The 26,221-nt window shown below is 54.2% G+C and carries 27 protein-coding genes and 6 tRNA genes; 18 read left to right on the top strand and 15 right to left on the bottom strand.

Annotated features, from left to right (window positions below):
- Positions 1–67 precede the first annotated feature (67 nt).
- Both hemF and amiA read right to left on the bottom strand, forming a co-directional pair.
- A complete protein-coding gene (gene hemF / locus AX755_RS10420; protein ID WP_038420320.1) occupies positions 68–967 on the bottom strand; it encodes an oxygen-dependent coproporphyrinogen oxidase in 900 nt (299 codons plus the stop codon).
- The gene (gene amiA, locus AX755_RS10425) at positions 967–1,842 is read right to left on the bottom strand and encodes an N-acetylmuramoyl-L-alanine amidase AmiA (protein ID WP_013098210.1); all 876 of its coding nucleotides are present in this window, start codon (positions 1,840–1,842) and stop codon (positions 967–969) included. Before amiA ends, hemF begins: the two co-directional genes overlap by 1 nt.
- A 212-nt stretch (positions 1,843–2,054) precedes the next feature.
- On the opposite strand from amiA, the gene AX755_RS10430 reads away from it, so the two are divergent.
- The 10 genes from AX755_RS10430 to pdxK all read left to right on the top strand — a co-directional run bounded on the left by AX755_RS10430 (position 2,055) and on the right by pdxK (position 10,397).
- Positions 2,055–2,480: a GNAT family acetyltransferase gene (locus AX755_RS10430; protein WP_014832842.1), complete on the top strand. Its 426-nt coding sequence runs from the start codon at positions 2,055–2,057 to the stop codon at positions 2,478–2,480.
- Positions 2,467–2,916, top strand: a complete 450-nt coding sequence (locus tag AX755_RS10435; RefSeq protein WP_014832841.1) for a DUF2919 domain-containing protein — start codon at positions 2,467–2,469, stop codon at positions 2,914–2,916. Before AX755_RS10430 ends, AX755_RS10435 begins: the two co-directional genes overlap by 14 nt.
- A 63-nt stretch (positions 2,917–2,979) precedes the next feature.
- A complete protein-coding gene (locus AX755_RS10440; protein WP_062856729.1) occupies positions 2,980–3,555 on the top strand; it encodes an RpoE-regulated lipoprotein in 576 nt (191 codons plus the stop codon).
- Between the two features lie 92 nt (positions 3,556–3,647).
- The gene (locus tag AX755_RS10445) at positions 3,648–4,547 is read left to right on the top strand and encodes a Dyp-type peroxidase (protein WP_013098206.1); all 900 of its coding nucleotides are present in this window, start codon (positions 3,648–3,650) and stop codon (positions 4,545–4,547) included.
- A gap of 172 nt (positions 4,548–4,719) precedes the next feature.
- Positions 4,720–5,733 carry a thiosulfate/sulfate ABC transporter substrate-binding protein CysP gene (cysP, locus tag AX755_RS10450; protein WP_013098205.1) on the top strand — a complete coding sequence of 338 codons (1,014 nt, stop codon included), beginning with the start codon at positions 4,720–4,722 and terminating at the stop codon, positions 5,731–5,733.
- Positions 5,733–6,566 carry a sulfate/thiosulfate ABC transporter permease CysT gene (gene cysT, locus AX755_RS10455; protein ID WP_013098204.1) on the top strand — a complete coding sequence of 278 codons (834 nt, stop codon included), beginning with the start codon at positions 5,733–5,735 and terminating at the stop codon, positions 6,564–6,566. Before cysP ends, cysT begins: the two co-directional genes overlap by 1 nt.
- Positions 6,566–7,441 (top strand): sulfate/thiosulfate ABC transporter permease CysW, encoded by an 876-nt coding sequence (cysW, locus tag AX755_RS10460; RefSeq protein ID WP_013098203.1) that lies wholly within the window; start codon positions 6,566–6,568, stop codon positions 7,439–7,441. Before cysT ends, cysW begins: the two co-directional genes overlap by 1 nt.
- On the top strand, positions 7,431–8,525 hold the full coding sequence (gene cysA, locus AX755_RS10465; protein ID WP_013098202.1) for a sulfate/thiosulfate ABC transporter ATP-binding protein CysA: 1,095 nt from the start codon (positions 7,431–7,433) through the stop codon (positions 8,523–8,525). The genes cysW and cysA overlap by 11 nt, the downstream gene beginning before the upstream one ends.
- A 118-nt stretch (positions 8,526–8,643) precedes the next feature.
- Positions 8,644–9,555 (top strand): cysteine synthase CysM, encoded by a 912-nt coding sequence (cysM, locus tag AX755_RS10470; protein ID WP_013098201.1) that lies wholly within the window; start codon positions 8,644–8,646, stop codon positions 9,553–9,555.
- 5 nt (positions 9,556–9,560) lie between these two features.
- Entirely contained in the window at positions 9,561–10,397 is an 837-nt protein-coding gene (gene pdxK, locus AX755_RS10475; protein WP_038420313.1) for a pyridoxine/pyridoxal/pyridoxamine kinase, read from the top strand.
- Positions 10,398–10,441: 44 nt separating this feature from the next.
- Here the strand turns inward: pdxK and crr are convergent, their stop codons facing one another.
- The 5 genes from crr to cysZ form a co-directional block, all read right to left on the bottom strand.
- Positions 10,442–10,951 (bottom strand): PTS glucose transporter subunit IIA, encoded by a 510-nt coding sequence (gene crr / locus AX755_RS10480; protein WP_003861316.1) that lies wholly within the window; start codon positions 10,949–10,951, stop codon positions 10,442–10,444.
- Positions 10,952–10,991: 40 nt separating this feature from the next.
- A complete protein-coding gene (gene ptsI / locus AX755_RS10485) occupies positions 10,992–12,719 on the bottom strand; it encodes a phosphoenolpyruvate-protein phosphotransferase PtsI (protein WP_013098199.1) in 1,728 nt (575 codons plus the stop codon).
- A gap of 44 nt (positions 12,720–12,763) precedes the next feature.
- On the bottom strand, positions 12,764–13,021 hold the full coding sequence (gene ptsH / locus AX755_RS10490; protein ID WP_000487600.1) for a phosphocarrier protein Hpr: 258 nt from the start codon (positions 13,019–13,021) through the stop codon (positions 12,764–12,766).
- 317 nt (positions 13,022–13,338) lie between these two features.
- Positions 13,339–14,310 carry a cysteine synthase A gene (gene cysK, locus AX755_RS10495; RefSeq protein WP_013098198.1) on the bottom strand — a complete coding sequence of 324 codons (972 nt, stop codon included), beginning with the start codon at positions 14,308–14,310 and terminating at the stop codon, positions 13,339–13,341.
- Between the two features lie 163 nt (positions 14,311–14,473).
- Positions 14,474–15,235 (bottom strand): sulfate transporter CysZ, encoded by a 762-nt coding sequence (gene cysZ, locus AX755_RS10500; protein WP_013098197.1) that lies wholly within the window; start codon positions 15,233–15,235, stop codon positions 14,474–14,476.
- Positions 15,236–15,465: 230 nt separating this feature from the next.
- Between cysZ and zipA the strand changes: the two genes are divergently transcribed.
- The 3 genes from zipA (at position 15,466) to AX755_RS10515 (ending at position 18,754) form a co-directional block, all read left to right on the top strand.
- Complete coding sequence (gene zipA / locus AX755_RS10505; protein WP_062856730.1) at positions 15,466–16,452, top strand: cell division protein ZipA; 987 nt, start codon at positions 15,466–15,468, stop codon at positions 16,450–16,452.
- A 69-nt stretch (positions 16,453–16,521) separates the two neighbouring features.
- Positions 16,522–18,537, top strand: coding sequence for an NAD-dependent DNA ligase LigA (gene ligA, locus AX755_RS10510; protein ID WP_062856731.1), 2,016 nt, complete (start codon positions 16,522–16,524; stop codon positions 18,535–18,537).
- A 1-nt stretch (position 18,538) separates the two neighbouring features.
- Positions 18,539–18,754 (top strand): DUF3820 family protein, encoded by a 216-nt coding sequence (locus AX755_RS10515; protein ID WP_003861328.1) that lies wholly within the window; start codon positions 18,539–18,541, stop codon positions 18,752–18,754.
- On the opposite strand, the gene AX755_RS10520 is transcribed toward AX755_RS10515, so the two are convergent.
- Entirely contained in the window at positions 18,751–19,746 is a 996-nt protein-coding gene (locus AX755_RS10520) for a bile acid:sodium symporter family protein (RefSeq protein WP_062856732.1), read from the bottom strand. The genes AX755_RS10515 and AX755_RS10520 overlap by 4 nt on opposite strands.
- Positions 19,747–19,835: 89 nt before the next feature.
- Between AX755_RS10520 and AX755_RS10525 the strand changes: the two genes are divergently transcribed.
- Complete coding sequence (locus AX755_RS10525; RefSeq protein WP_013098193.1) at positions 19,836–20,771, top strand: LysR family transcriptional regulator; 936 nt, start codon at positions 19,836–19,838, stop codon at positions 20,769–20,771.
- Here the strand turns inward: AX755_RS10525 and AX755_RS10530 are convergent.
- From AX755_RS10530 to AX755_RS10550, 5 genes are all read right to left on the bottom strand, one after another.
- Complete coding sequence (locus AX755_RS10530) at positions 20,768–21,109, bottom strand: FlxA-like family protein (RefSeq protein WP_013098192.1); 342 nt, start codon at positions 21,107–21,109, stop codon at positions 20,768–20,770. The two genes, AX755_RS10525 and AX755_RS10530, sit on opposite strands and share 4 nt — an antisense overlap.
- 180 nt (positions 21,110–21,289) lie before the next feature.
- Positions 21,290–21,365, bottom strand: a tRNA-Lys gene (locus AX755_RS10535).
- Between the two features lie 4 nt (positions 21,366–21,369).
- Positions 21,370–21,445 (bottom strand) — tRNA-Val (locus tag AX755_RS10540).
- Positions 21,446–21,474: 29 nt separating this feature from the next.
- Positions 21,475–21,550 (bottom strand) — tRNA-Val (locus AX755_RS10545).
- A gap of 42 nt (positions 21,551–21,592) precedes the next feature.
- Positions 21,593–21,668 (bottom strand) — tRNA-Val (locus AX755_RS10550).
- Between the two features lie 258 nt (positions 21,669–21,926).
- Here AX755_RS10550 and gltX point away from each other — a divergent pair.
- The gene (gene gltX, locus AX755_RS10555; RefSeq protein ID WP_040022334.1) at positions 21,927–23,342 is read left to right on the top strand and encodes a glutamate--tRNA ligase; all 1,416 of its coding nucleotides are present in this window, start codon (positions 21,927–21,929) and stop codon (positions 23,340–23,342) included.
- A gap of 43 nt (positions 23,343–23,385) precedes the next feature.
- Here the strand turns inward: gltX and AX755_RS10560 are convergent, their stop codons facing one another.
- Both AX755_RS10560 and AX755_RS10565 read right to left on the bottom strand, forming a co-directional pair.
- Positions 23,386–23,781, bottom strand: a complete 396-nt coding sequence (locus AX755_RS10560; protein WP_038420304.1) for a YfeC-like transcriptional regulator — start codon at positions 23,779–23,781, stop codon at positions 23,386–23,388.
- 1 nt (position 23,782) lies between these two features.
- Positions 23,783–24,145, bottom strand: coding sequence for a YfeC-like transcriptional regulator (locus tag AX755_RS10565; RefSeq protein WP_020690601.1), 363 nt, complete (start codon positions 24,143–24,145; stop codon positions 23,783–23,785).
- 217 nt (positions 24,146–24,362) lie between these two features.
- Between AX755_RS10565 and AX755_RS10570 the strand changes: the two genes are divergently transcribed.
- From AX755_RS10570 to AX755_RS10580, 3 genes are all read left to right on the top strand, one after another.
- Positions 24,363–24,438 (top strand) — tRNA-Ala (locus tag AX755_RS10570).
- A 41-nt stretch (positions 24,439–24,479) separates the two neighbouring features.
- Positions 24,480–24,555 (top strand) — tRNA-Ala (locus tag AX755_RS10575).
- Positions 24,556–24,770: 215 nt separating this feature from the next.
- A partial coding sequence (locus tag AX755_RS10580) for an MASE1 domain-containing protein (protein ID WP_331710273.1) occupies positions 24,771–26,221 on the top strand: 1,451 nt, incomplete at its 3' end.

A 26,221-nucleotide genomic window follows, 5' to 3' on the forward strand; every position in this document is an offset into this window, starting at 1 on the left:
GGGTGGCGCGTTCGCTTACCCGACCTACGGGTTGACCAGGACGGATAAGCGCAGCGCCATCCGGCAGTTAAACCCAGTCCCGAACCTTAATAAACTCACTCAGGGCAGCCTCCGGGCTGCCTTCTTTTGGCTCGTAGCAGTACTCCCAGCGCACCAGCGGCGGCATCGACATCAGAATCGACTCCGTGCGCCCGCCGGTTTGCAGGCCAAACAGCGTCCCGCGATCCCACACCAGGTTAAACTCCACGTAGCGCCCGCGACGGTAAAGCTGGAACTCGCGTTCGCGCACGCCGTAGTCGGTGTTTTTACGCCGTTCAACAATGGGCAGATAAGCGTCGGTATAGCCTTCGCCCACCGCACGCATAAAGCTGAACGCGGTATCAAAATCAGGCGTGTTCAGATCGTCAAAGAACAGCCCGCCAATGCCGCGCTGTTCGTCGCGGTGTTTGAGGTAAAAGTAGTCGTCGCACCACTTTTTGTATTTCGGGTAAACGTCTTCGCCAAACGGCAGGCAGAGATCGCGTGCGGTCGTATGCCAGTGCACGGCATCCTCTTCAAAGCCGTAGTAGGGGGTCATGTCGAAACCGCCCCCAAACCACCAGACCGGATCGGCCCCCGGTTTTTCCGCAATGAAAAAACGCACGTTGGCGTGGCTGGTTGGCACAAACGGGTTGTGCGGGTGTACCACCAGCGAAACGCCCATCGCCTGGAAGCTGCGGCCCGCCAGTTCAGGACGATGCGCCGTTGCAGAAGCGGGCATGGCTTCCCCGTAAACGTGGGAAAAATTGACGCCCGCCTGTTCAAAGATCCCGCCGTTTCGCAACACACGGCTACGCCCGCCGCCGCCGGCCTCGCGCTGCCAGTTATCTTCCTGAAAATTACCGCCGTCTGCAGCGGCCAGTTTCTGGCAAATCTCATCCTGCAACTGCAGCAGGAAGGTTTTTACCCGCTTTGCATTCGGTTTCATTAACGTTTCCTGGAGTGCGCTTTTTGATTATCGAACCAGTTAAAGTAACTGATGATGCCGGAGGCGATGGCATTGGCGATCTTCTGACGAAACGCCGCGGTACCAAGCAGACGCTCTTCTTCCGGGTTAGTAATGAAAGAGGTCTCCACCAACACGGACGGAATCGACGGTGATTTCAGCACCACGAACGCGGCCTGCTCCGTGCTCTTGCTGTGCAGACGGTGCACCGGCTTAATCCGTTTGAGGATATGCGAGCCCAGCGTCAGACTGTTTTTGATGGTATCGGTCTGCACGAGGTCGAACAGCACCTGCTGTAACAGGTGATCTTTATCGGTGGCCTTCTTCCCGGCGACTTCATCCGCACGGTTTTCACGGTCGGAGAGGTATTTCGCCATGGCGCTACTGGCGCCGCGATTGGAGAGGGCAAACACCGACGCGCCCGCGGCGGAAGGGTTTGTAAAGCCATCCGCGTGAATGGACATAAAGAGATCGGCACCGTGCTTATGGGCAATTTCCACGCGGTCATACAGCGGAATAAAGGTGTCGCCCGTGCGCGTCAGGCGGGCGTCAATGCCGTTGCTGCGTAAAATCGATCGCACATTTTTTGCAATTGCCAGCACGACGTGTTTTTCTTTTGACCCGTTTTTGCCAATGGCGCCGGTATCAATGCCGCCGTGACCCGGGTCGAGCATGACCAGACGCTTCGCGCCTGGTTTTTTGGCTTTGGGTTTGCTGTGTCCGTTACTGGTTTTAAGCGTGCTCTCTTCTTTTGCCTGAGCCTGCTGTGCGATGCCCGTTAACGTTAAGGCCGCCAGCCCCGCTTTGAGAACCTGACGACGCGATGTGAGTGCTTTTAATGGTTTGAATGTGCTCATGCGGCCTGAATAGTAAAAATTGCGGTCCTGGTGTTATATCGTATCGCGTTTAGCGTTACGACAGTCCTTATTGAGAATTGTTTTACTTTTCATTTCAATACGTGACAAAGTGACATTATGCCAAATTTTGGCGAGATTTTCCCCGGTTATTGGCTAAATGCCCTGTTCGCGCCATAATCACTGTTTTTAAACCCGAAAAGGCGGTTAATACCATGGAGATACGCGTTTTTCGTCAGGAAGATTTCGAAGAGGTGATCACCCTTTGGGAGCGCTGCGATTTGCTGCGTCCGTGGAACGATCCAGAGATGGACATTGAGCGTAAGCTGAATCACGACGTCAGTCTGTTTCTGGTGGCGGAAGTGAACGGCGAAGTGGTGGGCACGGTGATGGGCGGTTACGACGGTCATCGCGGCTCTGCTTATTATCTGGGCGTTCACCCGGAATACCGGGGGCGCGGCATTGCCAATGCGCTGCTCAATCGTCTTGAGAAAAAACTGATCGCTCGCGGTTGCCCGAAAATTCAGATCATGGTGCGCGAAGATAACGACGTGGTGCTGGGCATGTATGAACGTCTGGGCTATGAACACGCTGACGTGCTGAGCTTAGGTAAACGTCTGATCGAAGATGAAGAGTATTGAGATCCACCCGGCAGATTACGACGCGCAGGGGCGTGTCAGGCTGCCTTTCTTATTCTGGTGCGTACTGCTGCTGCAGGCCCGCACCTGGGTGCTGTTTGTCATGGCCGCCGCGTCCCGCGGGCAGGGCGATACATTACTGACGCTCTTTTATCCCGATCACGACGCCTTTTGGCTCGGCCTGTTACCGGGCGTACCGGCGGTGGTGACGTTTTTGTGCAGCGGCCGACGACAGGCGATCCCACGGCTTTGGCGTGCGCTTCGCTGGCTGCTGATCCTGGCCCAGATTGCGCTGCTCTGCTGGCAGCCTGTGCTCTGGTGGTACGGTGAACCGCTTACGGGCATCGGCATTGCGCTGGTGGTTGCCGATATCGTGGCGCTGCTGTGGCTGCTGACTAACCCCCGCTTACGCGCCTGTTTTACGCATGAGTCAGATTAACGCGGCACTTTTTGCCGATGCTGCACTCCAACAAGCGTTGATTTAACACGTAAGGACGTTTCAATGAAATCGCTGCGTTTACTTTTATGCGCTCTCCCGCTGGCGTTAACCGGCTGTTCAACGCTCTCCTCCATTAACTGGTCGGCCGCTTATCCGTGGAACTGGTTTGGCTCTTCGCTGGAAGTGGCCGAGCAGGGCGTGGGCAACATTACCGCCGCGACGGCGCTGGATCAGGACGCGCTTCAGGCGGCCCTGAGCAGCGACTATCGTCTGCGCAGCGGCATGAAAACTGAAAACGGCACTATCGTGCGTTACTTCGAAGCGCTGAAAGGAGACAAACTGGCGCTGGTGATTAACGGCGATAAAGGCACGGTAAACCGTATTGCCGTGCTGGACGATGCCATCCCGACGGCGAGCGGCGTGAAGGTTGGTACGCCGTTTAGCGATCTCTATAAACAGGCTTTCGGCAACTGCGCCAGCGCGCCTTCAGACGATGGCGTGGCGGTGCAATGTAAAGCACCGGACAGCCAGCACATCAGCTACCTCTTTACCGGAACCTGGAGCGGTCCTGAAGGCTTAATGCCGTCTGACGACACGCTGAAAAACTGGAAAGTGAGCAAAATTATCTGGCAGCAGTAATTTGCGCCTGAACAATCCGTCTCGCTGAAATCAGGGTATAATACCCGCCATCAATGCCACGTTGTCGTGGCATCTTTATTTCAGGAGGAGCGATGTCTCAGGTTCAGAGTGGCATTTTGCCAGAACATTGCCGCGCGGCGATTTGGATTGAAGCCAATGTGAAAGGGGATGTGGATGCCCTGCGTGCGGCCAGCAAAGTCTTTGTGGATAAACTGGCCACCTTCCAGGCCAAATTCCCGGATGCCCATCTGGGCGCTGTGGTGGCCTTTGGCAATAACGTCTGGCGTCAGCTGAGCGGCGGTGAAGGGGCGGAAGAGCTCAAAGACTTTATCCCTTACGGCAAAGGTCTGGCACCGGCAACCCAGTACGACGTGTTGATCCATATTCTCTCTCTGCGCCACGACGTGAACTTCTCCGTTGCTCAGGCGGCGGTAGCGGCGTTTGGTGACAGCATTGACGTTCAGGAAGAAGTCCACGGTTTCCGCTGGGTGGAAGAGCGCGACCTGAGCGGCTTTGTCGACGGGACGGAAAACCCGGCAGGTGAAGAGACGCGCCGTGAAGTGGCGGTCATCAAGGATGGCGTGGACGCCGGCGGCAGCTACGTATTTGTTCAGCGCTGGGAGCATAACCTTAAGCAGCTTAACCGCATGAGCGTGCAGGATCAGGAGATGATGATTGGTCGTACCAAAGAGGCCAACGAAGAGATCGACGGCGATGTACGCCCGGTGACCTCTCACCTGAGCCGCGTTGACCTCAAGGAAGACGGTAAAGGGCTGAAGATTGTTCGCCAGAGCCTGCCGTATGGCACCGCAAGCGGAACCCATGGCCTTTATTTCTGCGCCTACTGCGCGCGTCTGTACAATATTGAGCAACAGCTGCTGAGCATGTTCGGCGATACCGACGGCAAGCGTGACGCCATGCTGCGCTTCACCAAACCGGTCACCGGCGGCTACTACTTCGCACCATCCATTGAGCGCCTGCTGGCGCTGTAATTCCCTTTCTCCCTCTCCCTTCGGGAGAGGGTTGGGGTGAGGGCAACAGGCCGCACCCTTATTCCCTTTTCTGCTTGTAAATCACCAAACGGTATATAAAACCGTTACTCCTTTCGACCTCGTTATAAATATTATGACAATAAGATAGTCATCACATTTATAAGGGTGCGCAATGGCCGTTACTGTACTGAAAAAAGGATCCCTGGCACTGGCAGGTTTACTGCTGGTGGCACAGGCGCAGGCGACTGAGCTGCTGAACAGTTCATATGACGTCTCCCGCGAGCTGTTTGCCGCCCTTAACCCGCCGTTTGAGCAGCAGTGGGCGAAAGACAATAACGGCGACAAGCTGACCATTAAACAGTCTCACGCCGGTTCGTCCAAACAGGCGCTGGCGATCCTCCAGGGGTTGAAAGCGGACGTGGTGACCTATAACCAGGTGACCGATGTGCAGATCCTGCATGACAAAGGCAAGCTCATCCCGGCCGACTGGCAGAGCCGTTTACCAAACAACAGCTCGCCGTTCTACTCCACCATGGGCTTCCTGGTGCGTAAAGGCAATCCGAAGAATATCCACGACTGGAGCGATCTGGTTCGTTCTGACGTAAAGCTGATTTTCCCGAACCCAAAAACCTCCGGCAACGCGCGTTATACCTATTTAGCGGCGTGGGGCGCGGCGGACAAGGCTGACGGTAACGATAAAGCCAAAACCGAGCAGTTCATGACCCAGTTCCTGAAAAACGTCGAAGTGTTTGATACCGGCGGTCGCGGAGCAACCACGACTTTCGCAGAACGCGGTCTGGGCGATGTGCTGATTAGCTTTGAATCGGAAGTGAACAACATCCGCAAACAGTATGAAGCGCAGGGCTTTGAAGTCGTTATCCCGAAAACCAACATCCTGGCCGAGTTCCCGGTGGCGTGGGTGGATAAAAACGTGCAGGCAAACGGCACTGAGAAAGCGGCAAAAGCCTATCTCAACTACCTGTACAGCCCACAGGCGCAGACCATCATTACTGATTACTATTATCGCGTGAACAACCCTGACGTGATGAACAAACTGAAAGATAAATTCCCCCAGACCGCGCTGTTCCGCGTGGAGGATCATTTCGGCTCCTGGCCTGAGGTGATGAAAACGCATTTTGCCAGCGGCGGTGAATTAGACAAATTGCTGGCGGCGGGGCGTAAGTAATGTTTGCCCTCTCGACTAAACGCGTGCTGCCGGGGTTTACCTTAAGCCTCGGAACCAGCCTGCTGTTCGTCTGCCTGATTTTGTTGTTGCCGCTCAGCGCGCTGGTGATGCAGCTTGCGCAGATGAGCTGGTCCCAGTACTGGGAAGTGGTCACCAACCCACAGGTCGTAGCGGCCTATAAAGTGACGCTGCTGTCGGCGTTTGTGGCCTCGCTTTTTAACGGCGTGTTTGGCCTGCTGATGGCGTGGATTTTAACCCGCTATCGTTTTCCGGGCCGCACGCTGCTCGACGCGTTAATGGATTTACCGTTTGCACTGCCGACGGCAGTTGCCGGTTTGACGCTGGCGTCACTTTTCTCTGTAAACGGTCTGTACGGCGAGTGGCTGGCGAAATTTGACATCAAAGTGACCTATACCTGGCTCGGTATCGCGGTGGCGATGGCCTTTACCAGCATTCCGTTCGTGGTGCGTACCGTACAGCCGGTGCTGGAAGAGTTAGGCCCGGAATATGAAGAGGCGGCAGAAACGCTGGGGGCTACGCGCTGGCAGAGCTTCCGTAAAGTTGTCCTGCCTGAGCTTTCCCCGGCACTGATGGCGGGAGTGGCGCTGTCGTTTACCCGTAGCCTCGGCGAGTTCGGTGCGGTCATTTTTATCGCCGGTAATATTGCGTGGAAAACGGAAGTGACGTCGCTGATGATTTTTATCCGTTTGCAGGAGTTTGATTACCCGGCAGCGAGCGCCATTGCCTCGGTCATTCTTGCCGCATCGTTGCTGCTGCTCTACACAATCAACACTCTGCAAAGTCGCTTTGGTCGACGTGTGGTAGGTCACTGATGGCGGAAGTTACTCAATTGAAGCGATACGATGCGCCCCGCATCAACTGGGGTAAATGGTTTTTGATTGGTACGGGCGTGCTGGTTTCTGCTCTCATCCTCGTGGTACCGACAATCTATATTTTCGTGCAGGCGTTCAGCAAAGGGATTATGCCCGCGCTGGAAAACCTGGCGGACCCGGATATGCTGCACGCCATTTGGCTGACGGTGCTGATTGCGCTGATCACCGTGCCGGTCAACCTGGTATTCGGTACGCTGCTGGCCTGGCTGGTGACGCGCTTTACCTTCCCGGGGCGTCAGATGCTGCTGACGCTGCTGGATATCCCGTTCGCCGTCTCACCGGTGGTGGCGGGTCTGGTTTACCTGCTCTTTTACGGCTCTAACGGCCCGCTGGGCGGCTGGCTGGATGAGCACAACCTGCAGGTGATGTTTGCCTGGCCGGGTATGGTGCTGGTGACTATCTTTGTAACCTGTCCGTTTGTGGTACGCGAACTGGTACCGGTGATGTTAAGCCAGGGGAGCAACGAAGACGAAGCGGCTGTGCTGCTGGGCGCGTCAGGCTGGCAGATGTTCCGCCGCGTCACGCTGCCGAATATTCGCTGGGCACTGCTCTATGGGGTGGTGCTGACCAACGCCCGCGCAATCGGCGAGTTTGGGGCGGTGTCGGTTGTATCCGGTTCCATTCGAGGTGAAACCCTGTCGCTGCCGTTACAGATTGAACTGCTGCAGCAGGACTATAACACCATCGGCTCCTTTACCGCCGCAGCGTTGCTGACGCTGATGGCTATTTTGACCCTGTTTTTGAAGAGTGTGGTGCAGTGGCGTTTAGAAAATCAGGAAAAACGTCAGCATCAGGAGGGAAATCATGAGCATTGAGATTGCCAATATTAAGAAGTCTTTTGGTCGCACCCAGGTGCTGAATGATATCTCGCTGGATATCCCTTCCGGACAAATGGTGGCGCTGCTGGGGCCGTCTGGTTCGGGTAAAACCACGCTGCTGCGTATCATCGCCGGTCTTGAACATCAGACCAGCGGACATATCCGTTTTCACGGCACCGACGTGAGCCGCCTGCATGCCCGCGATCGTAAAGTCGGCTTCGTGTTCCAGCATTACGCGCTGTTTCGCCACATGACGGTGTTCGACAACATTGCGTTTGGCCTGACCGTGCTGCCGCGTCGCGAACGCCCGGATGCGGCTACCATCAAAGCGAAAGTGACCAAACTGCTGGAAATGGTGCAGCTGGCCCACCTGGCTGACCGTTTCCCGGCGCAGCTTTCGGGCGGCCAGAAACAGCGTGTCGCACTGGCGCGCGCGCTGGCCGTGGAGCCACAAATACTGCTGCTTGATGAGCCGTTTGGCGCGCTGGATGCGCAGGTGCGTAAAGAGCTGCGCCGCTGGCTGCGTCAGCTGCATGAAGAGCTGAAATTCACCAGCGTCTTCGTCACCCACGACCAGGAAGAGGCGATGGAAGTCGCGGACCGCGTGGTGGTCATGAGCCAGGGGAACATCGAGCAGGTGGACGAGCCAGAGCAGCTCTGGCGTGAACCTGCCACCCGTTTTGTCCTGGAGTTTATGGGCGAAGTTAACCGTCTGCAGGGCACCGTACGCGGCGGACAATTCCACGTCGGGGCACACCGCTGGCCGCTGGGATACACGCCTGCCCATCAGGGGCCGGTGGATCTGTTCCTGCGCCCGTGGGAAGTGGATGTCAGCCGTCGTACCAGCCTGGATTCACCACTGCCGGTGCAGGTACTGGAAGCTAGCCCTAAAGGTCACTACACACAAATGGTGGTACAACCGCTGGGCTGGTATACCGAGCCGCTGACGGTGGTGATGCGCGATGAAGAGGCGCCACACCGGGGTGAACGCCTGTTTGTGGGGCTACAGCATGCCCGTATTTATCACGGTAACCAGCGCATCGAGACGCGCGAGGATATTGCTCTGGCGGAGTCAGCCTGATAGGTTATTAGGATGTTTATCGCCCGGTGGCGCTGCGCTGACCGGGCCTACAGCTAAAACTGCGTCTTGTAGGCCGGGTAAGCGAAGCGCCACCCGGCTTTTTTATTGAGTAAAAATCGTGAATACACTCGAACACACCATCGGCAACACTCCACTGGTCAAGCTTCAGCGCATGGGGCCTGACAACGGCAGCGAAATCTGGGTCAAACTCGAAGGCAATAACCCGGCGGGGTCAGTCAAAGACCGCGCGGCGCTGTCGATGATTGTCCAGGCTGAGAAGCGCGGTGAAATTAAGCCAGGCGACGTGCTCATTGAGGCCACCAGCGGGAATACCGGCATTGCGCTGGCGATGATTGCCGCGCTGAAAGGCTACCGCATGAAGCTGCTGATGCCGGACAACATGAGTCAGGAGCGCCGCGCCGCGATGCGGGCTTACGGTGCTGAACTGATACTGGTGACCAAAGAGCAGGGAATGGAAGGGGCGCGCGACCTGGCGCTGGCGATGGCTGAGCGCGGTGAAGGCAAACTGCTGGATCAGTTCAATAATCCGGATAATCCCTACGCCCACTACACGACCACTGGCCCGGAAATCTGGCAACAAACCGACGGGCGTATCACCCATTTTGTCTCCAGCATGGGCACCACCGGCACCATCACCGGCGTGTCGCGTTTTCTGCGCGAGCAGGAAAAACCGGTCGCCATTGTCGGCCTGCAGCCGGAAGAGGGGAGCAGCATTCCGGGTATTCGTCGCTGGCCTGCGGAATACATGCCGGGCATTTTTAATGCTCAGCTGGTGGATCAGGTGCTGGATATTCATCAGCGCGAGGCGGAAAATACCATGCGCGAGCTGGCGGTACGCGAAGGCATCTTCTGCGGGGTTAGCTCGGGTGGCGCGGTAGCAGGTGCGATGCGTGTGGCGCAGGAGAACCCTGGTGCAGTGGTGGTGGCGATTATCTGCGATCGCGGCGATCGTTATCTGTCTACCGGCGTCTTTGGCGAAGAGAGTTATTCGCAGGGGGCGGGGATTTAAGCGTCATGGAGATGATTTTATTCCGGGATAAGACCCGGGCGCAGCAAACCGATATTGTCGCGGTGCAGTCGCAGGTGGTGTACGGCAGCGTGGGGAACAGCATTGCGGTACCCAATATTCGTACCCACCGGCTTAACGTGACCGCCGTGCCGACGGTGCTGTTCAGCAACACGCCGCACTATGACACCTTTTACGGCGGGGTGATCCCCGATGAGTGGTTCAGCGGCTACCTGAAGGCGCTGGAAGAGCGCGAGATCCTGCGCGAGCTTAAGGCGGTCACCACGGGCTACATGGGCAGCGCCAGCCAGATTGTTCTGCTGGCGCAGTGGCTGAAGGCGATCAAAGTGCAGCACCCGGAACTGCTGGTGCTGGTTGACCCGGTGATCGGGGATATCGACAGCGGTATGTACGTTAAACCTGATATTCCTGAGGCGTATCGTGAGCATCTGCTGCCGCTGGCGCAGGGCATTACGCCCAACGTATTCGAACTGGAAGTGTTAAGCGGTAAACCGTGCCGCACGCCAGAGAGCGCCATCGCCGCCGCGCAGGGGCTGCTTTCCGATACGCTGAAATGGGTGGCGATAACCAGTGCGCCAGTGGCCGACGACCCGCAGAATATTCACGTCGTGCTGGTGAGTAAAGAGGGCGTTACCGTAAGCGCGCACCCGCGCGTCGAGACGGATCTGAAAGGAACGGGCGATCTGTTCTGTTCAGAACTGGTCAGCGGTATCGTGGGGGGAAAAACCGTTGCTGACGCCATACGCATGGCAGGCGATCGGGTGACTGACGTGATGATCTATACGCAGTCGAAAGGTTACGACGAGCTTATCCTCCCCGCATAAACAAAAATGGCGCCCGAAGGCGCCATTTTTCTGTGCGGCAAGAATTACTTCTTGATGCGGATAACCGGGGTTTCACCCACGGTGACGCTGCCAGACAGTTTGATCAGCTCTTTGATTTCGTCCATGTTGGAGATAACAACCGGCGTCAGGGTAGACTTGGCTTTTTCTTCCAGCAGTGGCAGATCGAATTCAATCACCGGGTCGCCAACTTTAACACGCTGGCCTTCTTCTGCGATACGTTTGAAGCCTTCGCCTTTCAGTTCAACGGTGTCGATACCGAAGTGAACGAACAGTTCGATACCGCTATCAGATTCGATAGAGAACGCATGGTTGGTTTCAAAAATTTTACCGATGGTGCCGTCAACTGGAGCAACCATTTTGTTGCCAGTTGGTTTGATAGCAATGCCATCACCAACGATTTTCTCAGCAAACACTACATCCGGCACGTCTTCGATGTTGACGATCTCGCCGGAGAGCGGAGCAACAATCTCAATAGTTCCGGAGTCTTTCTTATCATCAGAAACCAGAGATTTCAGTTTATCGAACAAACCCATGATCTTCTCCTAAGCAGTAATTTGGGCCGCATCTCGTGGATTAGCAGATTGTTTTTTCTTCAATGAACTTGTTAACCAGCGTCATTAACTCGTCCGTTGTCGGTTGAGCAAGAGCCTGCTCTGCTAACACCTTCGCATCTTCGAAGTTCGTGTTACGGATAATCTTCTTAATGCGCGGGATGGAAATGGCGCTCATAGAGAATTCGTCCAGACCCATACCCAGCAACAGAAGTGTAGCACGTTCGTCGCCTGCAAGCTCACCACACATGCCAGTCCATTTACCTTCTGCATGAGAAGCATCAATAACTTGCTTGATCAAGTTCAGTACGGACGGTGACATTGGCTGGTAGAGATGTGAAATCATATCATTACCACGGTCAACTGCCAGGGTGTACTGCGTTAAATCATTGGTGCCGATACTAAAGAAATCAACTTCTTTGGCTAAATGACGCGCAATGGTCGCGGCTGCTGGTGTTTCCACCATTACGCCGATCTCAATTGACTCGTCAAATGCTTTACCTTCGTCACGCAGTTCCTGTTTGTAGATCTCGATCTCTTTCTTCAGTGCACGCACTTCTTCAACAGAGATGATCATCGGGAACATAATGCGCAGCTTACCGAAAGCAGAGGCACGCAGAATCGCACGCACCTGGTCACGCAGGATCTCTTTACGATCCATGGCGATACGCACTGCACGCCAGCCCAGGAATGGGTTCTCTTCTTTCGGGAAGTTCATGTACGGCAGCTCTTTGTCGCCACCGATGTCCATGGTACGGACGATAACGGCCTGAGAGCCACAGGCTTCAGCCACCGCTTTGTACGCCGCAAACTGCTCTTCTTCAGTTGGCAGGGCGTCACGGTCCATGAACAGGAATTCAGTACGATACAGACCCACACCTTCCGCGCCGTTGCGCTCAGCGCCATCGACGTCGCGTACGGTACCGATGTTAGCGCACACTTCTACCTGATGGCCGTCCAGCGTGATGGCTGGCAGGTCTTTCAGTTTAGCGAGTTCCGCTTTCTCGGTGGCAACCTGCTCCTGAACGGTACGCAGTTGCTCGATCACATCGTTAGTTGGGTTGACGTAAACCACGTTGTTTACGGCATCCAGAATCAGATAGTCGTCGTTTTTCACCTGAGTGGTGACGTTACCGGTACCCACGATGGCAGGCAGTTCCAGAGAACGCGCCATGATTGAGGTGTGGGAGGTACGGCCACCGGCGTCGGTGATGAAACCCAGCACCTTGTTCAGGTTCAGCTGTGCGGTTTCAGACGGGGTCAGATCAGCGGCAACCAGGATCACTTCGTCCTGAATCGCGCTCAGATCGATGATGGCCAGACCCAGGATGTTGCGCAGCAGGCGCTTACCGATGTCACGTACGTCAGCCGCACGCTCTTTCAGGTATTCATCGTCCAGCTCTTCCAGGGCAGATGCCTGACCTTCGATAACTTCATGCGCAGCCGCGTCGGCCGTCATGCCTTTATCTTTAATCAGGGCTATGATTTCCTGCTCCAGCTCCTCATCTTCGAGCAGCATGATGTGCCCTTCGAAGATAGCTTCTTTTTCTTCACCGAAAGTTTCGCCAGCTTTAGTTTTGATTGCTTCCAGTTGCGCAGATGCCTTGGCACGACCGCTCAGAAAACGTTCAACTTCCTGATCAACCTTGTCGGCAGAAATTTTTTTCCGGTCGATGACGATCTCGTCTTCTTTCAGCAGCAATGCTTTGCCGAAAGCGATACCCGGGGATGCTAAAATGCCTGAAATCATAACCCTACCTTACTTGTGACTGATATTTAAAAGAACCCGGAAACTTACTCGAGCTCAGCCATCAGTTTTACCAGATGCTCAACTGCTTTCTGCTCGTCTTCACCTTCAGCAGAGATAGTGACAACGGTGCCCTGAGTCAGGCCCAGAGTCTGCAGTTTGAACAGGCTTTTTGCGCTAGCGCTTTTGCCGTTGGAAGTCACAGTGATTTCAGAAGTGAAGCCTTTCGCTTCTTTAACAAACTGAGCAGCAGGGCGGGTGTGCAGACCGTTCGGAGCGGTAATGGTAACTTCTTGCTGGAACATTGTATTTCCCCAACTTATAGGTTTAGTGTTGTGGAACTAAAGTCTAGCCTGGCGACTGAACTTTAGCCTGTATTGTTAGCGCTGACGTTTCGATCGTCATTAAACATTATGCAGCGAAAGCAAGACTTGAACCAAATCATAAAATCGATTCAGCAAGGGTATTTCGTTCGCTGATTAATTTCACGCATCAAAATAATTGCTGGTTTAAATACCAGACCCAACGGGGTGAATCAATGCCAGGAGGGGTAAAACTTTGAAGCAGGCCACAAAAAAGCACCTAAAAAGGTGCTTTTTTACGCGTTATTAACATGCTGGCATTACTGTTGCAGTTCTTTCTCGGTAAACAGATCGGCAAACAGTGCAGTGCTTAAGTAACGCTCACCTGACGAAGGTAGGATAACCACAATATTCTTGTTGGTAAAGGACTCATCTTCCTGAAGTTTGAGCGCCGCCGCAACGGCCGCACCGGAAGAGATACCGGCCAGAATACCTTCTTCATCCATCAGGCGGCGTGCCGTCGAGATGGCTTCTTCGTTCGTGATCGTGACGACTTTATCGATAAGCTTCAGATCCAGGTTACCCGGAATAAAGCCTGCGCCGATACCCTGAATCTTGTGCGGGCCCGGCTTGAGCTCTTCACCCGCCAGCGCCTGGGTGATAACCGGCGAGTCGGTCGGCTCAACGGCCACGGTGATCAGGTCTTTTTTACCTTTCGTGCCTTTAATATAGCGTGACACACCGGTCAGCGTACCGCCGGTACCCACGCCGGAGATAAACACATCAACCTGGCCATCGGTATCTTCCCAGATTTCAGGCCCGGTGGTTTTCTCGTGGATTTCCGGGTTTGCCGGGTTGCTGAACTGCTGAAGCAGCAGGTATTTCGCCGGATCGCTGGCAACAATCTCTTCGGCTTTCTGAATGGCACCTTTCATGCCTTTCGCGCCTTCGGTCAACACCAGGTTTGCGCCCAGCGCTTTGAGCAGCTTGCGGCGTTCGATGCTCATGGTTTCAGGCATGGTCAGCGTCAGCTTATAGCCACGCGCCGCAGCCACATAGGCCAGCGCAATACCGGTGTTGCCGCTGGTAGGCTCCACCAGCTCAACGCCTGGCTTGAGCACGCCACGTTTTTCGGCATCCCAAATCATATTTGCACCGATACGGCATTTTACGCTGAAGCTCGGGTTGCGGGATTCGACCTTCGCCAGAATGCGTCCATTACCGATACGGTTCAGTCGAACCAGGGGCGTATGACCGATAGTCAGCGAGTTGTCTTCATAAATCTTACTCATGGCCTGTCCTTAACTGTATGAAATTGGGATACCGACCCAGCATACCTGCTAAGCAGGTAGGGGGAAGTAAGGAATTCGCATATCTATATACTGCAAGGAAATAATGGGGATCAGTATGGAATAAGGGATAGCATAAGCCATCCCTTGTTTACACATTTTTGCATTACTTCCATAACGCGTGCTTAGCACGGTAGCAGTCGACCCACATTGCCGTTGCGCCGCACACCGCAACGGGCATGATGAAAAGATTAAGGAAGGGGATCAGGGTGAACAGGCTGGTAAGCGCGCCAAACTGCATATTGGCCACTTTCTGCGTGCGCAGCGCGGTACGCATCTCTTTGAAGGGCACCTTGTGGTTATCAAACGGGTAGTCGCAGTACTGAATAGCCAGCATCCAGGCGCTGAACAGGAACCACAGCACAGGCGCCACCGTCTGGCCGATACCGGGCACCAGATAAAGGAGAAGCAGTACAATTGCACGGGGGAGATACCAGGCGAATTTTTGCCATTCGCGCTTCATTATGCGCGGAATATCTTTCATGATCCCCAGCACGCCCGTGTCCGGTGGCGTGGCACCTGTCAGACGCGCTTCGAGCTGTTCCGCCAGCAGGCCGTTAAACGGCGCGGCAATCCAGTTGGCAATCGTTGAGAAGAAATAGCCGAACACCAACAGCACAGAAATCACCGCGAGTGGCCACAACAGATAGCTTAGCCACTGCAGCCAGTCAGGTACATAACTCATCATGGCCGGGACCCAGCTTTCAAGCTTCGTGAAAAGCCACCAGAAGGCGCCGCCCATAAGAATAATGTTGATCAGCAAGGGCAGAATGACGAAACGTCGAATACCCGGCAGGGAGACCAGTTTCCAGCCCTGAGAAAAATACCAGACGCCGCTGCGTGGGGGAGAAGAAGATGTTGAAACCATAACCAGGCTGTACTCCTTTTTTCACAACCAGTGGAATTGCCCGCCTATATTATCCAGTTACGGACCAATGACCAGTTCGGAAATGTTCGAAAAAACAGCAAAAAGCACGATTTAGTTCATCTTTATGCTGTGAATGCTCTGCACACACTTGCACTTGACGTAAACGGCAAATACTCTTAGTGAGTAAATGTTTGCCGTGGTGGCAAGGTGTTAGAACAACAGAGAATATAATGATGCAGGATTTGCGTCTGATATTAATCATTGTTGGCGCGATCGCCATAATCGCTTTACTGGTACATGGTTTCTGGACCAGCCGTAAAGAGCGTTCTTCTATGTTTCGCGATCGCCCACTGAAGCGCATGAAGTCCAGTCGTGACGACGATGAAAGTGAATATGACATCGACGAGCGCGATGACGACGGCGTGGGTGAAGTTCGTGTTCATCGGGTCAATACTGCGCCCGGCGCGGCTCATGGGGAGCATGAAGCCCCCCGTACTGCGCAGCACCAGTATCAACCGCCGTATGCTTCTGCACAGCCGCGCCAGCCTGCGCCGCAGCCTGTGGAAGAGCCGGTGCGTCAGCCGCCGCAGCAGCCTGTTCAACAGCAGCCAGCTGCGCCGCAGCCGGTTCCACAGCAACCCGTGCAGCAGCCTGTACACCAGCAGCCTGCTCAGCCGGTACAGCAACCGCCGCAACAGCCTGTTCAAGCGCAGCCTGCACCCCAGCTGGCTCCGGCACCGCAGGTTGAGCCAGAGCCCGTTGTAGAGCCAGAACCGGTTGTTGAAAAACCGCAGCGTAAAGAAGCGGTGATCATCATGAACGTGGCCGCCCATCACGGCAGCCATCTGAACGGTGACGTGCTGCTTAACAGTATTCAACAGGCTGGCTTCAAGTTTGGCGACATGAATATTTTCCATCGCCACCTGAGCCCGGACGGTAGCGGCCCGGCGTTGTTTAGCCTGGCCAACATGGTTAACCCTGGCACCTTCGACCCTGAAATGACGGGCGATTTCGTGACGCCGGGCGTGACGATCTTTATGCAGGTTCCGTCTTACGGTGACGAACTGCAAAACTTTAAGCTGATGCTGCAGTCCGCTCAGCACATCGCTGACGAAGTGGGTGGTGTGGTGCTCGACGACCAGCGTCGCATGATGACGCCGCAGAAACTGCGCGAGTATCAGGACCGCATCCGCGAAGTTAAGGAAGCCAACGCGTAATCGACGCGTTTTCTTCAACTCCTCCTCAACCCCCGCCTGTCGGGGGTTTTTTCTCATTGATGGTGCGATATGGACTCAATCGAACAACAAATCACTGAACTGCGAACCACGCTTCGCCATCATGAATATCTTTATCATGTGATGGACGCACCGGAAGTGCCGGATGCGGAGTACGATCGCCTGATGCGTGAACTGCGCGATTTAGAGGCGCAGCACCCGGAGTTGATCACCCCGGACTCCCCAACCCAACGTGTCGGCGCTGAACCGCTAGGTGCGTTCAGCCAGGTACGTCATGAAGTGCCGATGCTCTCTCTGGATAACGTCTTCGATGAAGAGAGCTTTCTCGCCTTTAATAAGCGTGTGCAGGATCGACTCAAAAGCAGCGACGCCCTGACCTGGTGCTGTGAGCTGAAGCTGGATGGCCTGGCCGTCAGCATCCTCTACGAAAACGGCGTGCTGGTCCGTGCCGCAACGCGCGGTGATGGCACCACCGGGGAAGACATCACCACCAACGTGCGTACCATCCGCGCGATCCCGCTGAAGTTGCACGGCGACAATATTCCTGCTCGTCTGGAAGTGCGCGGTGAAGTTTTCCTGCCGCAGGCGGGCTTCGAGAAAATCAACGAAGAGGCGCGTCGCACTGGTGGGAAGGTGTTTGCGAACCCGCGCAACGCGGCGGCAGGCTCTTTACGCCAGCTGGACCCGCGTATTACCGCGAAGCGACCGCTTACTTTCTTCTGCTATGGCGTCGGTATTCTGGAAGGAGGGGAGCTGCCGGACACCCACCTCGGGCGTTTGCTGCAGTTTAAAGCGTGGGGCTTGCCGGTCAGCAACCGCGTGCAGCTTTGCGACTCACCGGAGGCGGTTCTTGCGTTTTATCGCAAGGTTGAAGAAGACCGCCCGACGCTCGGTTTTGATATCGATGGTGTGGTGATCAAGGTTAACTCGCTTGCGCTTCAGGAGCAGCTAGGCTTTGTGGCGCGAGCACCACGCTGGGCTGTGGCGTTTAAATTCCCGGCCCAGGAGCAGATGACCTTTGTCCGCGATGTGGAGTTCCAGGTGGGTCGTACGGGAGCCATCACGCCGGTTGCGCGTCTGGAGCCAGTACACGTGGCCGGTGTGATGGTGAGCAACGCCACGCTGCATAACGCGGATGAAATCGATCGTCTTGGCCTGCGTATTGGTGACAAAGTGGTGATTCGCCGGGCGGGAGATGTGATCCCGCAGGTCGTCAACGTGGTTCAGTCAGAGCGCCCTGATGATACGCGCGCCATCGTGTTTCCGACGCATTGCCCGGTATGTGGCTCAGACGTAGAGCGTGTGGAAGGCGAAGCGGTGGCTCGCTGTACCGGGGGATTAATCTGTGGCGCGCAGCGTAAAGAGTCACTCAAGCACTTCGTTTCCCGACGGGCAATGGACGTTGACGGCATGGGCGACAAAATTATCGACCAGCTGGTTGAGAAAGAGTATGTCCACACGCCTGCGGATCTTTTCAAACTGACGGCGGGTAAGCTGACCGGGCTTGACCGCATGGGGCCGAAGTCGGCTCAGAATGTGGTGAATGCGCTGGAAGCCGCCAAAGAGACCACGTTTGCCCGTTTCCTCTATGCGCTTGGTATTCGTGAGGTTGGGGAAGCCACCGCAGCAGGTCTGGCGGCGTACTTTGGCACGCTGGACGCGCTGGAGAAAGCGAGCATTGAGGAGCTGCAAAAAGTGCCTGATGTCGGCATTGTGGTAGCCACGCACGTCTTTAACTTCTTTGCCGAAGAGAGCAACCGCGACGTCATCGGAAAACTGCTGGAGCAGGGCATTAAATGGCCTGCGCCAGTCGTCGTCAATGCCGAAGAGATCGACAGCCCGTTTGCCGGTAAAACGGTAGTACTGACCGGCAGTCTCAGCCAGCTTTCACGGGATGATGCGAAGGCGCGTCTGGTGGCGCTGGGGGCAAAAGTGGCGGGCAGCGTGTCGAAGAAAACGGATCTGGTGATCGCCGGGGAAGCCGCCGGTTCCAAGCTTGCAAAAGCGCAGGAGCTCGGGATTGAGGTAATCGATGAAGCAGAAATGATGCGTCTGTTGGGAGAGTAACGTGGAAAAAGAGCAGCTCGTCGAGATCGCCAATACAGAGATGCCGTTCGGTAAATATAAGGGCCGCAGGCTGATTGATTTGCCGGAAGAGTATCTGCTGTGGTTTGCCCGAAAGGATGAATTCCCGGCGGGACGCCTGGGCGAGCTAATGGCCATCACGCTACTGATTAAAACCGAGGGGCTGACCCAGCTGGTTCAGCCCCTGAAACGTCCTTAAGCCTTCGCGGCGCGGGTCTCTTCCTGCGCCAGTTTTTCCGTCTGACGTTTATAACGACGCGCCAGTACCGCACAGACCATCAACTGGATCTGATGGAAAATCATCAGCGGCAGTACCATCATCCCAATCACCGAGGTCGGGAACAGAATGTTGGCCATCGGGATGCCGTTTGCCAGGCTCTTCTTCGAGCCGCAGAACACAATGGTGATTTCGTCTGCTTTGTTGAAGCCGCACTTGCGTGCCACAAAGACGTTTACCGCAATGACAATCGCCAGCAGGACGATACTGACCACTACGATAAACAGCAGCGAGCCTGCGCCCACCTTATGCCAGATACCATTCACCACGGCTTCGCTGAAGGCGGAGTAAACCACCAGCAGGATCGACGTCTGATCGGTTTTTGAGATCCATTTCTTGTGCTTCGCCACAAACGCCCCCGTCCACGGACGAGAAAGATGACCAAGGACAAATGGCAGAAGCAGCTGCAGACAGATTTTCCCGACCTGCTCCAGATTACCGCCTGCACCGTGCATATTCATCAGCAGGCCAACCAGCAGCGGCGAGACGAAAATCCCTAACAGGCTTGATGCCGATGCCGAGCAGACAGCGGCCGCGACGTTGCCGCCTGCCAGCGAAGTAAAGGCAATCGCGGACTGGACGGTGGCTGGCAAAATACAGAGGTAGAGGAAACCGGTATAGAGCGCCGGGTCAACATTGACCGGAGCCCACCACGCAAACAGCACGCCGAGTATTGGGAAAAGAATAAAGGTGCTGCACATGACCCACAGGTGCAGTCGCCAGTGGCTTCCCCCTGCGATAATGGCTTCGCGGGAGAGTTTGGCGCCGTGCATAAAGAACAGCAGCGCGATGGCCGCGGTAGTGAGTCCTTCAAAGAATGGCACAAAACCGCCGCGTGCGGGGAGGAAGGAGGCCAGTAAAACGGTGACGACCAGGGTAAGTGTAAACGGATCAAGAATACGAAATAGTTTCATAATGACTCCTGAAAACAGATGTCGCTATTGTGCTTTGTTCCCTTTGAGAAATAAAATTGATTTATTGCATCTATTCATGAATTAAACAGATGAATTATTCCTTACGTCAGCTTCGCGTTTTTGTCACCGTGGCCCATGCCCGCAGCTTCAGCCGGGCAGGGGAGATCATTGGCCTGAGCCAGTCGGCCGTCAGCCACAGTGTGAAAGAACTAGAACTCCAGACAGGTGTGCGTCTACTCGACCGCACCACGCGTGAAGTGGTATTAACCGAAGCCGGACAGCAGCTGGCACTGCGACTGGAGCGGTTACTGGATGAACTGAACAGCACGCTCAGGGATGTCGGGAGACTGGGGCAGCAGCTTTCTGGCACCGTACGGGTGGCAGCAAGCCAGACGATTTCGGCGCATCTTATTCCGCAGTGTATTGCTGAGGGTAACCAGCGCTATCCGGATATCGATTTTGTGCTGCACGACAGGCCGCAACAGTGGGTGCTGGAGAGCATCCGCCAGGGCGATGTGGATTTTGGCATCGTCATCGATCCCGGCCAGGTGAGTGACCTGGAGTGTGAGATTGTGCTTTCTGAGCCTTTTTTGCTGCTCTGTCGGGACGACGATCCGCTGGCAATGCTGCCTCATGTCAGCTGGCAGACGCTGCAGGGCGCGAAACTGGTATTACAGGATTATGCATCGGGCAGCCGTCCATTGATTGACTCCGCGCTGAATGCTCAGGGGGTAAAAGCAACCATCGTGCAGGAGATTGGTCACCCGGCTACGCTGTTTCCTATGGTTGAGGCAGGCATTGGGATCAGCGTATTGCCTGCCCTGGCGCTGCCGTTGCCACAGGGGAGCCGGCTGGCTGTAAGACGGTTGACCCCGGTGGTTGACAGAAAGCTGATGCTGGTTCGACGAAAAAATCGTTCTCTTTCGGGGGCGGCACAGGCTATCTGGGAAGTGGTGCGTATCCAGGCGCAACGGTTAACCGAAGCCCGCATACGCGACCCACTGTTTAATGCTGCAGATGATTAGATGTAAATATCGATCTGATTGACATCTGATGGGTTGTTTACCCCTTCCACTTTGCCCTGCTTCTGGTCTTGTTTCTTCTGGGCCTCTTCCGCCTGCTGGCGCAATAGTTGTGCAAGCTGTGTCTGCAGCACTTTAAGCTGTGCCTGAATGAGCTCCTGCTGTTTTTTCTTCTCTTCCGGGCTGCCGGCACTCTCTGGCAGCTCTTTTAGCTGTTGAGTTAGTTTGGTGATTTGCTCCGTAATGCGGCTGATTTGGGCAGCAATATCGTTGCCACTGGAAGCACTCCCACCACTGTTACTGGTTTGAATAGGGTGGGTTGATGTCTGAATGGTCGTCATAGTCTTTCCTCTTACCATAAAACAGAGATATCGGCACCGATGGTGGGAGCTTGAGGAAAACTGCTATATCTGGCAGGGCATTAGGCAAGCTGGAGCGGCTACAGGAAGTTTCTGTGCAAAAGATTCGAACCGTCCATATCGCAGATAGCAAAAAAGCGCCTTTAGGGCGCTTTTTTACATTGGTGGGTCGTGCAGGATTCGAACCTGCGACCAATTGATTAAAAGTCAACTGCTCTACCAACTGAGCTAACGACCCGAAATGGTGGGCGATGACGGGCTCGAACCGCCGACCCCCTCCGTGTAAAGGAGATGCTCTACCAACTGAGCTAATCGCCCATTTCGGAACTGCTGCGATAAGGTGAGAATGGTGGGCGATGACGGGCTCGAACCGCCGACCCCCTCCGTGTAAAGGAGATGCTCTACCAACTGAGCTAATCGCCCAATCTCAATTCTTATCTACACTGCGAGTCTACGTGAAGTAGATGGTGGGTGATGACGGGCTCGAACCGCCGACCCCCTCCGTGTAAAGGAGATGCTCTACCAACTGAGCTAATCACCCCCGCTGTGTGGAGTCGCATTATAGGGAGAGTTGAAAATGAGTCAACGCATTTTCTAAAGTTTTTATTCGTTCGTCGTAAAATTAAACAAAACGATCGTGAAATGGGCTGTGGCGCATGATTTCTAAACAAAAACAGCAAACTCGGTCACGATAAAGGGATCGACATTGAGGAATTGCCGCACAGTGATAGAATATTGCCCATCGTTTTTTCCCCAGGATTTGCCGATTGCCGGCATCTTTATAACGTAAGGCCATTTCATGAAAATCAAAACTCGCTTCGCGCCCAGCCCGACAGGCTACCTGCACGTCGGTGGTGCACGTACTGCTCTCTATTCCTGGCTTTTTGCACGCCACAACAAAGGTGAGTTCGTGCTGCGTATTGAAGACACCGATCTCGAGCGCTCCACGCCGGAAGCAATTGAAGCCATTATGGATGGGATGAACTGGCTGAATCTGCAGTGGGATGAAGGTCCTTACTTCCAGACCAAACGTTTTGACCGCTATAACGCGGTAATTGACGAGATGCTGGTCGCGGGTACGGCATACAAATGCTATTGCTCTAAAGAGCGCCTGGATGCGCTACGTGAAGAGCAGATGGCGAACGGCGAAAAGCCGCGTTACGACGGCCGCTGCCGCCATGACCACAGCGAGCATGCCGCTGATGAACCTTGCGTGGTGCGTTTTGCTAACCCACAGGACGGCTCTGTTATTTTTGACGACCAGATCCGTGGCCCAATCGAATTCAGCAACCAGGAGCTGGATGATCTGATCATCCGCCGTACCGACGGTTCTCCAACCTATAACTTCTGCGTGGTGGTTGACGACTGGGACATGGAAATCACCCACGTTATCCGTGGCGAAGACCATATCAATAACACCCCGCGCCAGATCAACATCCTGAAAGCGTTAAATGCCCCTGTTCCGGTCTATGCGCACGTTTCAATGATCAACGGTGACGACGGTAAAAAGCTGTCTAAACGTCACGGTGCGGTCAGCGTTATGCAGTATCGCGACGACGGCTATCTGCCGGAAGCGCTGCTGAACTACCTGGTGCGTCTGGGCTGGGCTCATGGTGATCAGGAAATTTTCAGCCGCGAAGAGATGATCGATCTGTTCTCTCTGAACTCTGTGAGCAAATCCGCCAGTGCATTTAACACTGACAAGCTGCTGTGGCTGAACCACCACTACATCAATACCATGCCGCCGGAATATGTGGCGACTTACCTGCAGTGGCACATTGAGCAGGCCAATATTGATACCCGTACTGGCCCTGAGCTGGCGGACCTGGTGAAACTGCTCGGCGAGCGTTGCAAAACGCTGAAAGAGATCGCCGAAAGCTGCCGCTATTTCTATGAAGAGTTTGATGAGTTCGATGCGGATGCCGCGAAGAAACATCTGCGTCCTGTTGCGCGTCAGCCACTGGAAGTGGTACGTGACAAACTGGCTGCCATCACTGAGTGGACCGCCGAGAATGTGCATCATGCGATTCAGGCTACCGCTGACGAACTGGAAGTCGGTATGGGTAAAGTAGGTATGCCACTGCGCGTAGCGGTGACCGGTGCGGGTCAGTCTCCGGCGCTGGATGTTACCGTTCACGCGATCGGTAAGTCTCGCAGCGTGGCGCGCATTAACAAGGCTCTGGGATTTATTGCTGAACGTGAAAACCAGCAGTAAAACAGCCTGAGATGCAAAAACGGCAGGGTAACCTGCCGTTTTTTTATGCGTGTAATTCAGCAATACCCAGGCGCGAAAGAAAACCGCTGATGCCTTCGCGTTTTAGCAACACATGCAGTCGTTCCTGTTCCAGCTGCGTCATGTTTTCAAGCGTGTCGACAATCTGCACGAGCAGATTCGACGACGCAGGATCGCCATAGGGCATCGTTGCTTCTGCCAGGTGGTAAACCGCCTGACGGTTGCGAATGGCCGGGAGGTTCATGATATGCTCCTTCACCCGAGCATCAATATGGATCAGCCGCGCTCGTCCCCCTTTCACGCCATTGATCCCTTCGGTTTTCCAGCCCTGCTGACGAATCCAGCGGTTAACGGTTTGCCGGGCAACACCCAGGCTGTTCGCCAGCTCTTCCGTGGTCATTTTGCTGCGTAATCTTTTCATATCAGTTATGGTCGCGAATCCCTAAACGTTGCAACAATCCGGTAATCCCTTCCCGCAGTAACAGCGATGTCATCTGCTTTTGCTCTTCCGGCGTCATTTCATTCGCCAGCGTCAGAAGTAATGTGTGCAGAGAACCGTTTTGCAACGCATTTTCCGGCATATCTGCGGTTTCCGTTGCCCGGCGCGCGCTGCGGATAAAGTCACGCACTTTCTCGTTCACATGTACCAGGCGCGCTTTCCCGCCCTGAACTCCCGGTTTTGGCGATGTAATCCAACCCTCTTTGCGTACCCATTTATTGATGGTCTGGCGGCTATAGCCAGTGAGGAGGGCTAACTCTTCTGGCGTCATTCGTTCCTTGATCATACAATTTCCTGAATATTTGTGGGGTCAATTAACGGTTCATTTTATAGCACCGTTTTAGGTGAAAACGTGACAGGCTTAACTCCTGACTGCGAGGCGGCTCGCAAAGTGGTTCATTTGCATGATTTTTCGGCGATTGAACGGCAGTGAATGATTTTGCCGTTGACACTCCGCAGCGGAATTCATATTATGCCGCCCGTCAACATGACAGCTTTACGATGGGGCTATAGCTCAGCTGGGAGAGCGCTTGCATGGCATGCAAGAGGTCAGCGGTTCGATCCCGCTTAGCTCCACCAAACTCTGAACCCAACAGAGTAGGGTAAGTAAAGTAACATGTGGGGCTATAGCTCAGCTGGGAGAGCGCTTGCATGGCATGCAAGAGGTCAGCGGTTCGATCCCGCTTAGCTCCACCAAAATTTGAACCCTCGTCGAAAGACGGGGGTTTTTTTTATGTCTTTGTAACGACCTTCACCCTCTTTTGTTGCCAAATTAGCAGCGTTCCTATACCTCGCCTCAATCCAAATCAATAAACGAGTCTATAAATGGACTTCAACTTGATTCGAGCAATTAATAAACCTATTATCCGTCCGGCCAATAATTTGCATGGTAAAACAGATTATCCAACTTAATGAATAGAAAAACTTACAATAATGTAAAGATATTTATGATTGCTCTGGCGCTGTGTTTGATTACGGTGCCCTTTTCCCGTTATATCTCTCCACGCGCTATAGTAAATGGTCATGATGTTTATCTGGCATGGCTGCCGTTAAGCGTTATGCTGGCCGTGATTTTGTTATTTGGGCGTCGGGCAATCATTCCCATTCTTTTAAGTTTCACTATTGCTAACATCTACAATATTAATTTAGCACCACTACAATATTTAGTATTATTGATCTGTCAGACGTTTTCTGTTTTTGCTGCCTGTGGCGTCCTGCGCCTTGTACTGGGCAAGCGCTGGCGTCACTGCGTGCCGAACAAACACATTGGGCAACGTATATTCTGGCTGGGCTTTATGGTGCCGATAGGCATTAAAGGGTTGATGTATCTGGCTGGCTTTTTATTTGATTTTCCCGTGACTATCTCAACATTCTTTGGCGAAGGCACCGTAATTTATAACATCGTTGATATTCAAAGCTTGATATGCGCAGCGTTGATTTTCACCATGATGTTCTATTATCCATTAAGAATGATAATTAATCCCCGCTATGTCAGAACCTTTTGGCTGCGGAGCGTGAAGCCAGTGTTTTTTCACAAAAAATCTTTGTATGTATTCATCTGGCTGGCTTTTTTAATTTTCACCCTTGCCGTGTTATGTGCGCCATTTGAGTCACCGGTTATTGCTGGCTATTTAATGCCAGTCATTTTTATTCTCTTTACGCTAGGTATCAGTCGCCTCAGCTATGCGCTCATCTCTTTACTGTGGGCTGCATCCGCTCTGCTGCTGTTGACCTATAACTACAACTTCCTTAATGGCGTCGAATCTGGGCATTCACTCTCCTTTATCCTGTCTGTGCTGATCTCTTTCGCTATCTGTCTGCTTTACATGTCGCGGCTCTACCAGCGAAGCAACTGGTTGAAGCAGGACTGGCAGGACAGGGCGCTGACCGACCCGCTGACCGGTTTACCGAATATTCGGGCGCTGGAAGAGTTTCTTCAGGCTCAGCCGGATGCAAAAATCTGCTGCCTGCGGATGGACAACCTGGAATTTTTAAGCCGCCACTACGGCATTCTCATGCGGGTGCATTGCAAACGTAGGGTAACCACCTCCCTGCAGCCGCTGTTGCAGAAAGATGAGAAGCTCTTCCAGTTGCCAGGCAGCGAGCTGGTCATTGTATTGCTGGGGCCTGAAACCGCTGAACGGCTGCAGCATATGGTTGATCAATTAAACAGCCGAAAAATTTACTGGAACAACACGGGGCTGGATATCGAGTTTGGCGCATCCTGGGGAATGGTCGAAAACGGCGAGAACTTGCACCATACGCTGGGCCAACTGAGCGGCACTGTTGCAAAGTTAGCGATGAGGCAGCGTTTTGTCTTATTCAAAGGCCTTACATTTCAAAAACTCTGCTTACCAGGCGC

Source organism: Enterobacter sp. SENG-6 (assembly GCF_001605945.1).
GTDB lineage: Bacteria > Pseudomonadota > Gammaproteobacteria > Enterobacterales > Enterobacteriaceae > Enterobacter > Enterobacter cloacae.

Excerpts from the sequence above, each read along its gene's own strand:
- hemF (WP_038420320.1), bottom strand. The coding sequence starts at position 967 with ATGAAACCGAATGCAAAGCGGGTAAAAACCTTCCTGCTGCAGTTGCAG.
- amiA (WP_013098210.1), bottom strand. The coding sequence starts at position 1,842 with ATGAGCACATTCAAACCATTAAAAGCACTCACATCGCGTCGTCAGGTT.
- AX755_RS10430 (WP_014832842.1), top strand. The coding sequence starts at position 2,055 with ATGGAGATACGCGTTTTTCGTCAGGAAGATTTCGAAGAGGTGATCACC.
- AX755_RS10435 (WP_014832841.1), top strand. The coding sequence starts at position 2,467 with ATGAAGAGTATTGAGATCCACCCGGCAGATTACGACGCGCAGGGGCGT.
- AX755_RS10440 (WP_062856729.1), top strand. The coding sequence starts at position 2,980 with ATGAAATCGCTGCGTTTACTTTTATGCGCTCTCCCGCTGGCGTTAACC.
- AX755_RS10445 (WP_013098206.1), top strand. The coding sequence starts at position 3,648 with ATGTCTCAGGTTCAGAGTGGCATTTTGCCAGAACATTGCCGCGCGGCG.
- cysP (WP_013098205.1), top strand. The coding sequence starts at position 4,720 with ATGGCCGTTACTGTACTGAAAAAAGGATCCCTGGCACTGGCAGGTTTA.
- cysT (WP_013098204.1), top strand. The coding sequence starts at position 5,733 with ATGTTTGCCCTCTCGACTAAACGCGTGCTGCCGGGGTTTACCTTAAGC.
- cysW (WP_013098203.1), top strand. The coding sequence starts at position 6,566 with ATGGCGGAAGTTACTCAATTGAAGCGATACGATGCGCCCCGCATCAAC.
- cysA (WP_013098202.1), top strand. The coding sequence starts at position 7,431 with ATGAGCATTGAGATTGCCAATATTAAGAAGTCTTTTGGTCGCACCCAG.
- pdxK (WP_038420313.1), top strand. The coding sequence starts at position 9,561 with ATGGAGATGATTTTATTCCGGGATAAGACCCGGGCGCAGCAAACCGAT.
- crr (WP_003861316.1), bottom strand. The coding sequence starts at position 10,951 with ATGGGTTTGTTCGATAAACTGAAATCTCTGGTTTCTGATGATAAGAAA.
- ptsI (WP_013098199.1), bottom strand. The coding sequence starts at position 12,719 with ATGATTTCAGGCATTTTAGCATCCCCGGGTATCGCTTTCGGCAAAGCA.
- ptsH (WP_000487600.1), bottom strand. The coding sequence starts at position 13,021 with ATGTTCCAGCAAGAAGTTACCATTACCGCTCCGAACGGTCTGCACACC.
- cysK (WP_013098198.1), bottom strand. The coding sequence starts at position 14,310 with ATGAGTAAGATTTATGAAGACAACTCGCTGACTATCGGTCATACGCCC.
- cysZ (WP_013098197.1), bottom strand. The coding sequence starts at position 15,235 with ATGGTTTCAACATCTTCTTCTCCCCCACGCAGCGGCGTCTGGTATTTT.
- zipA (WP_062856730.1), top strand. The coding sequence starts at position 15,466 with ATGATGCAGGATTTGCGTCTGATATTAATCATTGTTGGCGCGATCGCC.
- ligA (WP_062856731.1), top strand. The coding sequence starts at position 16,522 with ATGGACTCAATCGAACAACAAATCACTGAACTGCGAACCACGCTTCGC.
- AX755_RS10520 (WP_062856732.1), bottom strand. The coding sequence starts at position 19,746 with ATGAAACTATTTCGTATTCTTGATCCGTTTACACTTACCCTGGTCGTC.
- AX755_RS10525 (WP_013098193.1), top strand. The coding sequence starts at position 19,836 with ATGAATTATTCCTTACGTCAGCTTCGCGTTTTTGTCACCGTGGCCCAT.
- AX755_RS10530 (WP_013098192.1), bottom strand. The coding sequence starts at position 21,109 with ATGACGACCATTCAGACATCAACCCACCCTATTCAAACCAGTAACAGT.
- gltX (WP_040022334.1), top strand. The coding sequence starts at position 21,927 with ATGAAAATCAAAACTCGCTTCGCGCCCAGCCCGACAGGCTACCTGCAC.
- AX755_RS10560 (WP_038420304.1), bottom strand. The coding sequence starts at position 23,781 with ATGAAAAGATTACGCAGCAAAATGACCACGGAAGAGCTGGCGAACAGC.
- AX755_RS10565 (WP_020690601.1), bottom strand. The coding sequence starts at position 24,145 with ATGATCAAGGAACGAATGACGCCAGAAGAGTTAGCCCTCCTCACTGGC.